Below are 11632 nucleotides of genomic sequence, written 5' to 3' on the forward strand. Positions count from 1 at the left end.
AGGAGCGTGCCCGAGTTGAACCGCCACCGCCTGCGAGCCGCGCTGCTCGCCTTCTGCCTCTGGCTCGGCCTCACCGGCGCCCTGCTACCGGCCGGCGCCGCACAGGCCGCCCCGGTCACCGTGCTCAACGCCACCCAGTTCACCGACACCTCGGGCTCCCCGCTGCAGGCCCACGGCGGCGGAGTGCTGAAAGTCGGCGCCCACTACTACTGGTTCGGCGAGAACCGCAACGCGGACAACACCTTCCGCTACGTCTCCGCCTACCGCTCCACCGACCTGAAGAACTGGGAGTTCCGCAACCACATCCTCACCCAGGCCAGCGACCCCGAGCTGCGGCGCGCCAACATCGAGCGCCCCAAGGTGATCTACAACCAGCGCACCGGCCAGTACGTCCTGTGGGCCCACAAGGAGAACGGCTCCGACTACAGCGAGGCCCGCGCCGCCGTCGCCACCTCCTCCACCGTCGACGGGAACTACACCTGGCGCGGCAGCTTCCGGCCGCTGGGGCAGCACATGTCACGCGACATCACCGTCTTCACGGACAGCGACGGCACCGGCTACATGGTCTCGGCCGCCCGGGAGAACTACGACCTGCACATCTACCGGCTCACCGACGACTACACCGGCGTCGCCTCCCTCGTCGCCAACCCCTGGCCCGGCGGCCACCGCGAGGCGCCGGCCCTCTTCAAGCGCGGCGGCGTCTACTTCATGCTGACCTCCGGCGCCACCGGCTGGAGTCCCAACCAGCAGAAGTACGCCACCGCCACCAGCATCGCCGGCCCCTGGAGCGAGATGCGCAACGTCGGCGACTCCACCACCTACGGCTCCCAGACCACCTACGTCCTGCCGGTGCAGGGCAGCGGACAGACCTCGTACCTCTACATGGGCGACCGCTGGGGCAACTCCTTCGGCGGCACGGTCAACGACTCCCGGTACGTGTGGGCCCCGCTGTCCTTCCCGTCCGCGACCAGCATGAGCATGGACTACCACCCGGAGCTCGTCATCGACACCGACGCCGGGACGGTCACCGGCCGCGGCGGGCCGTTCGAGACCCTCACCGCCCGGCACAGCGGCCGCTGCGCCGATGTGACCAGCCAGTCGCTCCGCGCCGGGGCGCTGCTCAAGCAGTACGGGTGCAACGGCGGCGGCAACCAGAGGTTCTGGTTCAAGGACGCCGGGGGCGGCCACGTCCAGCTGATGGCCCGGCACAGCTCCCTCTGCCTCACCGAGACCGGCTCCGCCGTACAGCAGCAGACGTGTTCGGACGCGGCGGAGCAGCAGTGGCAGGTCCAGGACGCGGGCGGCGGGTACGTCCGGCTGGTGGCCCGCGCCGGCGGCGAATGCCTCGACGTGTCGAACGGGGCCACCGCCGACTCCGCCGAGATCATCACCTACGCCTGCTCGGGCGTCCACAACCAGCAGTGGCGGCGCGGTACCTGACGGCACGCCGGCCGCCCGCCCCGAGGACCGGCGCCCCCGGCACGCCGGGCCCCGCCCCACCCGGAAGCGCCGTCCTCCGAACGAAGGAGCCCCCTCCGTGCCACCAGCATCGGGCCACCTCCGCGCCGGGGAGCCGGCGGCCCGGCCACCGTTCCCCCTGCCGCCCGAGGACCGTGCCCTCAGCCCCCGTACCGGCTGGACCCGGGCGCACTGGGAGGCCGCCGCCGACGGGCTGCTCGCGGCCGTCGCCCCGTACGCCACCCCCGGCCGGGCGTTCCACCACCTCCCCGGCGGCCGGCCGAGCTTCTCCGGCCACCGCTCCGACGGACTGGAGGGCTACGCCCGCACGTTCCTCCTCGCCGCCTTCCGGATCGCGGGCGCCGGCGGCGCCGACCCGCACGGACTCCTCGGCCGGTACGCCGACGGCCTCGCGGCGGGCACCCGCCGGCCCGGCGGCGACGGCCCCGAGGACTGGCCGCGGATCACCGACCGGAGCCAGCCGCTGGTCGAGGCGGCCTCCATAGCCCTGGCGCTCCGCCTCACCCGCCCCTGGCTGTGGGACCGGCTGGACACGGCGGTGCGGGACCGCGCCGCGGCCTGGCTGGCGGACGCCCTCACCGCCGAACCCTGGCCCTGCAACTGGGAGTTGTTCCCCGTCACGGTCGGCGGCTTCCTCGCCGCGACGGGCCACGCCACCGAAGCCGCGCGGGCCGCCCGCGCACGCGGCCTCGCCCGGATCGAGACCTGGTACGCGGGCGACGGCTGGTACACCGACGGCCCCGGCCGCGCCTTCGACTACTACAACGGCTGGGCGATGCACCTCTACCCCGTCCTGGAGGCCCACCTCTCCGCCGACGCCCGGCTCCTGGACCGCCACGGCTCCCGGCTGGAGACCCATCTCGCCGACTACGCCCGCCTGTTCGGAGCCGACGGCGCGCCGCTGCACCAGGGCCGCTCGCTCACCTACCGCATGGCGACCACCGCCCCGCTCTGGCTCGGCGCCCTCACCGGCCGCACCCCGCTGAGCCCCGGCACCACCCGTCGCCTGGCCTCCGGCACGCTCCGCCACTTCCTCGACCGGGGAGCGGCCGACCCGGCGACCGGGCTGCTCCCGCTCGGCTGGTACGGCCCGTACGAGGGCGTCCTCCAGCGCTACTCCGGCCCCGCCTCCCCGTACTGGGCGGCCAAGGCGTTCCTCGGCCTGCTCATCCCGCCGGACCACCCGGTGTGGACGGACCCCGAGGAGCCGGGCCCGGCCGAGCGCGCCGACGCGGTCACGGCGCTGCCCGCACCGAACTGGCTGCTCCAGTCCACGTCCGCCGACGGGCTCGTACGGCTGCACAACCACGGCAGCGAGGACGCCCGCTACGACCCGCACTACACGCGCCTCGCCTACTCCACCGCCACCGGCCCGGCCCCGCCCGGAGCGGAACCCGACAACCACTTCGGCCTGCTCGGCGAGGACGGCGCGGTCTCCCCGCGCCACGGCCTGGAACCGCTGGGCGCGGGCGAGGGCTGGGCGGCGTCCCGGCACGGCGTGGGCACGGCCCGGGTCGTGAGCGTCGTCCTGGCGCACGGCGCGGCGGAGGTGCGTGTCCACGCCGTGACGGACGCGCCGCCGGGCACCCCCGTACGCCTCACCGGCTGGGCGGCGGGTCCGGTCCCGCGCTCCGAACTCCTGCCGCTGCACGGACTGGTGGCCGCCCCGCCGCTGCCCCCGGTGGCGACGGCGTACACGCCGGAGGCGGTGACCCCCGCCGTGTCCGGGCGGACGGGCGCGGCGGTGAGCGTGTTCGTCTGCGCGGCCCGCCTCACGGCCGAGCCCCGCCCGATCCCGCTGGCGGACGTGGTACGGGTCGAGGTGAGCGACGACGGCACGGCACCCACGGTCACGGCCCGCTGGCCGGACGGCTCGGAGCACCGGATACGCCTGTCCGCCGGCACGGCGGAGGTGGAACACCGGGCGCCGGCCGGCACGGCCCCCGGGGAGCCGGCCGCTCCCGGCTGACCCGGACGGGCCGTCGCCCGGTTGCGCCCGAGCGCGCGAGACCCAGCAGCCATCCGCTTATGGCTCCGCCCATGATCCGCCGGACAGTCCTAGAGCTGTACTGCCACGCGGTGGTCGGATATGCGGCCGTGCACCGGGCACGGCCGGCTGGACGCCTGGGGACAGAGCATGAAGTGTTCGGTCACCGTCGCCCGGTACGCCCGGTACTGGCCGGGAGGCCGGAAGACCTCCGGTCCCCTGCTGAAGGGCGCCGCGCCCAGGTAGATCTCCAGCCCCCGGTCCAGTTCGGCTCCGGACAGCTCGCACGCCGTGGTCGCCATGTACACCGCCTCGTCGGAGCCCGGTTCCTGCTGCGAGTTGAACACCACGATGCCAATCCGCGGCCGCATCGCGATGTTGCGGACCTGCGTCGCCTCGGGGGAGGAGATCCAGTAGAACGTCGAGTACCCGTCGGCCACATAGAAGACCGGCGACGCCCAGGGTTCGCCGTTCGTGTTCGCGGTCGCCAGCGTCATGAAACGGTTGCGGTCGATGATGGCCCGACCCTCGACTTCAAGCTTCCCGGTGTCCATGGCGCAGACCGTACATTCAATGCGCCTCCGGGCCGACCACGCCGGTCTGGGAACCTGCTTGCCGCGGCGGCGAGTAGCCGTGGCACGGGCGCCGGTCCTGCCGCTTGTCGGCCAGGTGGAAGTCGAGGCACGGCCGGCCGGGCACTGCCTGGGCGCTACGGCACCAGCTGGGTGCCGCACCCACCCGGCCTGTGTGAATTGGTGCTGAACAGACGTGGCTGGTCGCCGTCGAGGCCGGCCGAACTCCACGACGAGTGGCAGGTCTTCGACCGCCGCTACCTCTCCGAAGTATCCATTTCCGAACTCTTCACCACCAAGCCAACCGAGCCCCAAGCGGGGATCACCCCGCAGGACATGACCGGGCGGGGCCGTGTCCACCGGCCGGCTGCCACTCACCGGCTCATCGACGACCGCCTTCCCTTCACCGGGGCCCCGACCAGGGCAATCGCATGATCCAGGTCGCGGGGGGAAGACGGAATGCCGACCGCGGGCCGGCTCCCCGTGGAGCGGGAGCGTCACTTCTCCGGGTGTGACCGTTCCCTTCCCGAGCAGCGACGGTCCCCGTGGCACACGGGAAAGCTGCCGGAACGAGAGGGGTCAGTCACCGTGAGGCCCGGAAGGGAAGAGTCCGACCAGCCCTCGTACGGCATGAACAGGCCGCATGCCGTCATGTGGTGGTGGAGCGGCATCGGGCTCGGGATTCTGCTCGTCGCGCTCTTCTTGATGAGCGGTGGCTGAGCCGCCGGCCGGGGCGGACCGGGGGAGCCGGGCGGGTGGCGTCGGACCCCGTCTCCCCGGCGTGCTTAGCTGAATACTCCCGCGTCCCCTCCGGCAGAAGGTCGCCCCGTGTCCATCGCCCGCTCCGTGGCCCTGTTCGTCGTCGCCGCCCTGTTCGAAATCGGCGGTGCCTGGCTGGTCTGGCAGGGCATCCGCGAGCACCGGGGCTGGGCCTGGATCGGGGCCGGCGCCATCGCCCTCGGGCTGTACGGGGTGGTGGCCACCTTCCAGAGTGATGAGAACTTCGGCCGCATCCTCGCCGCGTACGGCGGTGTCTTCGTGGCCGGGTCGATCGCCTGGGGCGTGATCGCCGACGGTTACCGGCCCGACCGGTTCGACGTCATCGGCGCCCTGGTGTGCCTCGCCGGGATGGCCGTCATCATGTACGCGCCGCGCGGCCACTGACCGGACGGAACGGGAACAGCGCACTTCGCCCCGCACGCCAACCGCGGACCGTCCGTCCGGCCGAGCAGCCGCCCAGCCGTCTCCCGCTCCGCTCGGAGACGCGGCCGCACGGTGGCTCACGATCGCGGGAGCGTTGTTTCGTGCCCGAGCGGGGGTAACCCGCTGTCGGCAAGGATCCCGAGGAGAAGGGTGACAGTCGTGCTGGGGATTCCCAGGCGTCGAGGAGCCCCGCGGGGGCGGCGACGGGTACGAGTTCGAGTATGGGGACCTGGAAGAGGCCGAGTTCTGGAACGACGTGGAGACCTGGACGGGCAAGCGGGTCACCGTCACGTCCCGGGTCCACGAAGCCATCGACCCCGACTTCTTCACGATCGCCGGCACGAGGGGCGACAACCGGCAGGCCCCCCTCCTCCCGGCATACGGGGATGACACCCGATCGGTCTTCTTCGCCGCCCACAGGCTTCCTGCCGACCGCACCGGTAGTGAAATGCCGGTGCGGATGCCGGTCTGTGGGCTTCTCCACCACAAGGTGTCCCGCCCAGCGATGGGTCCTCATCGTGACGACGCTGCGGTGCCGGGAAGCGTGCGAAGCAGAACAGGCCGCGGAGGGGCGGGGGGCGGGAACACGTCGCGCTCGCCGGCGAGACCACCGGGTACACCGCCGCCCGGCCGGGACTCGACGGGCCCGGCCCGTATTCGCGCGCTGGGGCGATGAGTTTCCGGCACGGGGGAGGTCCACAGAGCGTCGGTAATCCGCAGACGTCGAGGGGAGTGGCATGGACAGCCGAGGATTTGATGAGGAGGCCGTGGCCCAGGAGCCGGAACTCGTGACGCTCGACCCGGCGACGACGGCGGTCGTCCGGGGCGTCGTCCCGATGGCCGGCCTGCGGGACTTCTTCGACGCCTCCTTCCGGGAGCTGGCCCGGGTCATGGCAGCGCAGGGGATCGCCCCGACGGGCCCGGCCTTCGGCCTCTACCACGGGGCGCCGGGGGAGACCCTGGACCTGGAGGTCGGGTTCGTCACGGACCGGGCGGTGCGCCCGGAGACCGGGGTCGTGGCCGGTTCGCTTCCCGGAGGGCGGGTCGCGAGGCTGATGCACCACGGCTCGTTCGACCGCCTCGGGTCCTCCTGGGACCGCCTGGGCTCCTGGATGCGGGCGCGGGGACTGCCCGCAGGGGAGGACAGGTGGGAGACCTACGTCACCGAACCCTCCCCGGACATGGACCCGGGTGACCTGCGCACCGAGCTCAACTGGCCCGTGGCCGACTGACCGGGGCCCGCAGGGGGACCGCACCGCCCGCCCGGGGAGTGGCGGGCGGCGCGGTCCAAGGCCGCCGGGGTCCGGCCCGGCGGCCGGTACGCGGGGCGCGCCGGGCCTCGTCAGGTCCGGCACACCGCCGAGAAGGTGAACGAGAACTCCGCCGGTGCCGCCTCCAGTCGGTACGCGGGGAGGACGCCCGGTCCGCAGGACTGGGAGCCGATGCCCTGCTGGGCGTGGTCCAGGTTGACCCAGACGAGGGGCCCCCGCGTCAGGTCCGGCGTGTGGCGGGCCGCGTCCAGCTGCTCGGTGGTCCAGCGGCGGGCGGTGAACCAGAAGAGGCCACCGGAGCCGCCGCCTTCGGCGCGCAGGCCCGCTCCGGTGTCGTCGGTGAGCTCGGCCCAGCGGACGTCCGCGCGGGCGCCGTTCTCCTGCGGGCGGACATAGGGGGTCTGCAGCTCGTCGACCGGCATCGACCAGAGGCCCGTCATCGCGGCGGCCCGGGTGTCCGGATACGCCTCGCCCGGGCCGCCGCCGAACCAGCGGGCCGAGCCGTAGCGGCCCGGGATGCCGAGGCGGATGCCCAGGCGGGGGAGGGCGCACGGCCAGTCGCCCTCGGGGGTGACCGCGACCGTCAGCCCCAGCCGTCCGCCGTCCACCGTCCAGCGGTAGTCGGCACGCAGGGCCAGATCGGTGGCGGCGGGGGCCACCCTCGTCCGTACGGTCAGGGCGTCGCCCGCGGCCTCGACCGCGTCCGGGCGGTGCCGCATCCGGTGCAGGCCGAGCGCCCGCCAGAGCGGGCCGTGGCGCAGGTCCGGCTGCCACGGCGCGCCCTCGTCGTTGTCGGTCGGGGCACGCCAGACGTCCAGCCGGAGATCCGTGACCGGAATGCTGTCCAGGCGCTGGAGCCCACCGGTCGCGGCGTCGAACACCGCCGGGCCGAGGGTGATCGACCGCCCGTCGCGGCGGGCCGGTTCGCCGGTCGCGGGCCGCGGGGACGGGCGCCGGCCGGCGGGAAGCTGCGCCCAGGCCACGAGATGGCCCTTGGGCGCCCAGGCGGTATCCGCGGCGAGGACGGCCCGGACGGTCCACTGGAGTTCGCCGGCACCCGGACGGTCACGGTCACGACCGGCACCGGCTCCGCTGCCACCCCCGCCGGCCGGGAACCGCGGCGGTTCCGGCAGTTTCACCTCCGCGCTCTCGCCGGGCGCCAGCGGCGGCACGGGAAGACCGCCGTCCGCCACCGGCGCGCCGTCCGCCTCGTAGGACCAGGTGAAGGCCAGGTGCGACAGACCGGAGAAGTCATGGGTGTTGGTGACGCGGACGGTGCCCGCCTCGCCGTCGCCCTCGATGCGGACCGGCTCGACGGCCTTCTTGTACTCGGCGAGACCGGGAGAGGGGGTCCGGTCGGGGAAGAGCAGCCCGTCGCAGACGAAGTTGCCGTCGTGGACCTCCTCCCCGAAGTCTCCGCCGTACGCGAAGTACGGGGTGCCGTCCGCCGCGCGGCGGGCGATCCCGTGGTCCGTCCACTCCCAGACGAAGCCGCCCTGGCAGCGCTCGTACCGCTCGAAGAGGCGCTGGTACTCGGTGAGGCCGCCGGGACCGTTGCCCATCGCGTGGGCGTACTCGCAGAGGACGAAGGGGAGTTCGCGGCGGCGCGCGTCCAGCTCCGGGTCGCTCAGCGGCTCCTCGGCGCGCCGGCCGATCAGCTCCACCTCGGCGTGCGGGGCGTACATGCGGGAGTAGACGTCGGTGTCCGCGCAGGAGGGGTCGCCCTCGTAGTGCAGCGGCCGGCCGGGGTCCCGGGCGCGGATCCATCCGGCCATGGCCGTCAGCCCGGGGCCGGTGTCGCACTCGTTGCCGAGCGACCAGATGATGACGGACGGATGGTTCTTGTCGCGCTCCACCATCCGGGCGGCGCGGTCCAGCAGTGCGGGGAACCAGCGTTCGTCCCGGACGGGGTTGTTCCGCCAGCCGGTGTCGGCGAAGCCGTGGGTCTCCAGGTCGCACTCGTCGACGACCCACAGGCCGAGTTCGTCGCAGAGGTCGAGGAAGGCCGGGTGCGGCGGATAGTGGCTGGTGCGGACGGCGTTGATGTTGTGCCGCTTCATCAGCAGCAGGTCCCGGCGCATGGTGTCCGCGTCGACCGCCCGCCCGGTCTCCGGGTGGAACTCGTGCCGGTTCACGCCCCGGAACAGGATCCGGCGGCCGTTGACCTTGAGGACGCCGTCCTCCACCGCGACGGTGCGGAAGCCGACCCGCAGCGCGATCCGCTCCCCGGGCGCGGCCAGTTCGGCCTCGTACAGCCGCGGGGTCTCGGCGGTCCACGGCTCCACGGGCACGGTCGCGCTCTCGCCCGCCGCGAGGTCCAGGCCCAGCCCGGGGACGGTGATCCGGGCGGGAACCGCGCCCCCGTCCGGGCCGGAAATGGGGCCGTCACCGCCGCCCGCACCGCTCCCGCCGGTCCGGCAGTCCACCCGCAGCGTCCCCGTTCCGGCGCGGTGGTCGTACGAGGCGTGGACGGTGAAGTCGTCCACCGCGCCGGGCGGCCGGTGCAGCAGCGTCACGTCACGGAAGATGCCGGGCAGCCACCACTGGTCCTGGTCCTCCAGATAGCTCCCGGCCGACCACTGGTGGACCCGGACGGCCAGCACATTGCCGCCGGGCCGGAGCAGCGCCCCGACCGCGAACTCGTGCGGCAGCCGGCTGCCCTGGAAGACGCCCAGCTCGGTGCCGTTGAGCCAGACCCGGGCGCAGGACTCGACACCGTCGAACCGCAGCACGGTGTCGCCGGAGCCCGCCCCGAGCGGCCAGTCCTCCGGGAGCCCGAAGTGGCGCAGATGGTCGCCGGTGGGGTTCTCGTACGGGACCCGGGGCGGATCGACGGGGAAGGGGTAGCGGGTGTTGGTGTACGCGGGCGCGCCGTGGCCCTGGAGGACCCAGTGGCCGGGGACGGACAGCCGGTCCCACCCGCTCGCGTCGTGGCCGGGGCGGGCGAAGGAGTCGTCCTCGGCGCCGGCCGTGGGGGAGAGCCGGAAGCGCCACTCGCCGCCCAGACCGAGCCGGCGGGCGTCGGAGGCCGCGTACCAGGCGCGGGGCGGGAGGGTGCCGCGCCCGGGCGCTCTGTCCTCGTAGTACGGAAGGGACGGGCGGCCCGGGGAGCACGGGCCCTGCGCATCGCCGGATTCGCCGGGGCGGGAGGGCACCGCCGCCGGGGCCCCCGAAGCCCCCGGGACTTCCCGGGCCGTGAGGTCGTGCGCGTTCCGGAGCGGGTCCTGAGGTGTGCTCATGCGTCCCCTCGGTCAGCCCTTGATCCCCGTCTGCGCCACGCCCTGCACCAGCCAGCGCTGCAGGACGACGAAGACGAGGATCAGGGGCAGGATGGATATCGCCGCGGCCATGAAGATCAAGTGCAGGTTGACGGTTTGTGCGGTGAGATAGGACGACAGCGCCACCTGCACCGTCCAGGACTCCTGGTCCTGGCCGATGACCAGCGGCCACAGGAAGGCGTTCCAGCCGCCGATGAAGGTGATCACGGCGATCGCCGCGAAGAAGTTCAGCGAGTTGGGCACCACCACCCGCCAGTACGCGCCCCAGTGGTTCAGCCCGTCCACCCGCGCCGCCTCCTCCAGCTCCCGGGGGAAGCCCAGGAAGTACTGGCGGAAGAGGAAGGCGGTGAAGCCGCTGAACAGCCCCGGGATGATCAGCCCCCGCAGGCTGGAGACCCAGCCCAGTGACGAGACGAGGACGAACGTCGGGACGAAGGTGACGGCCGCCGGGACCATCAGCGTGCCCAGCACCAGATAGAAGACCTTCTGCGCGTGCCGGTACGGGATGCGGGCCAGCCCGTAGCCGGCGGTGGAGCAGAGCAGCAGGGTGCCCGCGGTGTGCAGCACCCCGACGACCAGCGAGTTCCACAGCGCCCGGGCGAAGGGCACGGCCGGGTCGTCGAACAGCTCCCGGACATTGCCCCACTGGAGGTCGGTGGGGAAGAACGTCCAGGTCTCCCCGGTGATGTCGGCGTCCGTGGACAGCGCGTTGCGCGCGATCAGATAGAAGGGGACGAGGAAGAGGACGGTGGCGACCACCAGCGCCGCGTACAGCCTCGCGCTGCCGAGGGTGGTGCGGGCGCCCCGCGCCGTCCGGCCGGTTCCCGCCGCCGCGCTCATGCGTCCCTCTCCCGTCCGAAGCCCAGGAACCGCCCCTGGAGGAGGGTGACCAGGCAGATGAGCAGGGCCAGCAGCAGGGCGCCGGCGCTGCCGAGGCCGTAGTCCTGGTTCTCGCCGAGTGCCAGGTTGTACAGGTAGACCAGGGGCGGCCGGCCCCAGGTCGCCTTGTCCAGCAGGTTGTAGAACTCGTCGAACGCCTGGTAGGCGGCGATGAGGAGAAGCAGGATCACCGCGCTGGACGTGGTACGCAGCTGCGGCAGCGTGATGTACCGGAAGGTCTGCCAGCCGGGCCGCGCGCCGTCGATGGCCGCCGCCTCGTAGAGGACCCGCGGGATGTTCTGCAGCGCCGCCAGGAAGAGGATCATGTAGAAGCCGGACTGCAGCCACAGCCGCACGGTGACGATCACCAGCCAGTACCACGGCGGATCGGGGGAGGCCAGCCAGGCGACGGAGTCCACGCCGAGCCATCCCAGAACGGTGTTGGCCAGTCCGAAGCGCACCCCGTTGAAGATCGACATTTTCCACACCAGTGAGGCGGCCACATAACTGCACGCCGTGGGAAGGAAGAACGCGGACCGGAAGAACGCCCGCATGAAGCGGATGCGGTGCACCAGCAGCGCCAGCCCCAGGGACAGGGCGAAGGTCAGCGGGACGGCGAAGAGGGCGAACACCGTGAACGTGCCGAGGCTCCGCACGAAGTCGCCGTCGGAGAGCATCGTCAGGTAGTTCTCGAGCCCCACGAACTCCGTGGGCGTGACGGTGGAGCGCGCCTCGAAGAGGCTGAGCCACAGGCTCCAGCCGATCGGGAGGTAGACGAAGACGAGCAGTCCGGCCAGGAAGGGCCCGGTGAACAGCCAGAAGGCGAGGGCGTGTCCGCGCTCCGCCGTGCGCACCGTCCCCGGCCGTGCCGGACCGGCCGGACCGGCCGGACCGACCGGTCCGCCGCGGGCCGGCACGGGGCTACGGCCGCGGCGGGCGGGCCGGTGCGGGAGCGTCGCCATG

The 11632-nt window shown here is 73.2% G+C and carries 9 protein-coding genes; 5 read left to right on the forward strand and 4 right to left on the reverse strand.

The window, feature by feature from the left end; genetic code table 11:
* Positions 1-15: 15 nt before the first annotated feature.
* Both SXIN_RS29255 and SXIN_RS29260 read left to right on the forward strand, forming a co-directional pair.
* Positions 16-1440, forward strand: a complete 1425-nt coding sequence (locus SXIN_RS29255) for an RICIN domain-containing protein (RefSeq protein WP_019707960.1) — start codon at positions 16-18, stop codon at positions 1438-1440.
* A gap of 97 nt (positions 1441-1537) precedes the next feature.
* The gene (locus SXIN_RS29260) at positions 1538-3448 is read left to right on the forward strand and encodes a DUF2264 domain-containing protein (protein ID WP_238153889.1); all 1911 of its coding nucleotides are present in this window, start codon (positions 1538-1540) and stop codon (positions 3446-3448) included.
* An 89-nt stretch (positions 3449-3537) separates the two neighbouring features.
* Here SXIN_RS29260 and SXIN_RS29265 read toward each other — a convergent pair whose 3' ends face one another.
* Entirely contained in the window at positions 3538-4020 is a 483-nt protein-coding gene (locus SXIN_RS29265) for a pyridoxamine 5'-phosphate oxidase family protein (protein ID WP_019707959.1), read from the reverse strand.
* A gap of 201 nt (positions 4021-4221) precedes the next feature.
* On the opposite strand from SXIN_RS29265, the gene SXIN_RS29270 reads away from it, so the two are divergent.
* The 3 genes from SXIN_RS29270 to SXIN_RS29285 all read left to right on the forward strand — a co-directional run bounded on the left by SXIN_RS29270 (position 4222) and on the right by SXIN_RS29285 (position 6473).
* Positions 4222-4473 carry a hypothetical protein gene (locus tag SXIN_RS29270; protein ID WP_019707958.1) on the forward strand — a complete coding sequence of 84 codons (252 nt, stop codon included), beginning with the start codon at positions 4222-4224 and terminating at the stop codon, positions 4471-4473.
* Positions 4474-4866: 393 nt separating this feature from the next.
* Positions 4867-5202 carry a YnfA family protein gene (locus tag SXIN_RS29280; protein WP_019707956.1) on the forward strand — a complete coding sequence of 112 codons (336 nt, stop codon included), beginning with the start codon at positions 4867-4869 and terminating at the stop codon, positions 5200-5202.
* Between the two features lie 776 nt (positions 5203-5978).
* Positions 5979-6473, forward strand: a complete 495-nt coding sequence (locus SXIN_RS29285; protein WP_039820707.1) for a GyrI-like domain-containing protein — start codon at positions 5979-5981, stop codon at positions 6471-6473.
* A gap of 110 nt (positions 6474-6583) precedes the next feature.
* On the opposite strand, the gene SXIN_RS29290 is transcribed toward SXIN_RS29285, so the two are convergent.
* The 3 genes from SXIN_RS29290 to SXIN_RS29300 are packed head-to-tail and all read right to left on the reverse strand — an operon-like array spanning position 6584 to position 11631.
* The gene (locus tag SXIN_RS29290) at positions 6584-9751 is read right to left on the reverse strand and encodes a glycoside hydrolase family 2 TIM barrel-domain containing protein (RefSeq protein WP_095757794.1); all 3168 of its coding nucleotides are present in this window, start codon (positions 9749-9751) and stop codon (positions 6584-6586) included.
* Between the two features lie 12 nt (positions 9752-9763).
* A complete protein-coding gene (locus SXIN_RS29295) occupies positions 9764-10630 on the reverse strand; it encodes a carbohydrate ABC transporter permease (RefSeq protein ID WP_019707953.1) in 867 nt (288 codons plus the stop codon).
* Positions 10627-11631: a carbohydrate ABC transporter permease gene (locus tag SXIN_RS29300; RefSeq protein WP_095757795.1), complete on the reverse strand. Its 1005-nt coding sequence runs from the start codon at positions 11629-11631 to the stop codon at positions 10627-10629. Before SXIN_RS29300 ends, SXIN_RS29295 begins: the two co-directional genes overlap by 4 nt.
* Position 11632: the final 1 nt, after the last annotated feature.

This window comes from Streptomyces xinghaiensis S187 (assembly GCF_000220705.2).
Lineage (GTDB): Bacteria > Actinomycetota > Actinomycetes > Streptomycetales > Streptomycetaceae > Streptomyces > Streptomyces xinghaiensis.

Bases quoted from the DNA above. Each gene is read 5' to 3' on its own strand.
- SXIN_RS29290 (WP_095757794.1), bottom strand. From the start codon at position 9,751: ATGAGCACACCTCAGGACCCGCTCCGGAACGCGCACGACCTCACGGCC.
- SXIN_RS29300 (WP_095757795.1), bottom strand. From the start codon at position 11,631: ATGGCGACGCTCCCGCACCGGCCCGCCCGCCGCGGCCGTAGCCCCGTG.
- SXIN_RS29285 (WP_039820707.1), top strand. From the start codon at position 5,979: ATGGACAGCCGAGGATTTGATGAGGAGGCCGTGGCCCAGGAGCCGGAA.
- SXIN_RS29265 (WP_019707959.1), bottom strand. From the start codon at position 4,020: ATGGACACCGGGAAGCTTGAAGTCGAGGGTCGGGCCATCATCGACCGC.
- SXIN_RS29295 (WP_019707953.1), bottom strand. From the start codon at position 10,630: ATGAGCGCGGCGGCGGGAACCGGCCGGACGGCGCGGGGCGCCCGCACC.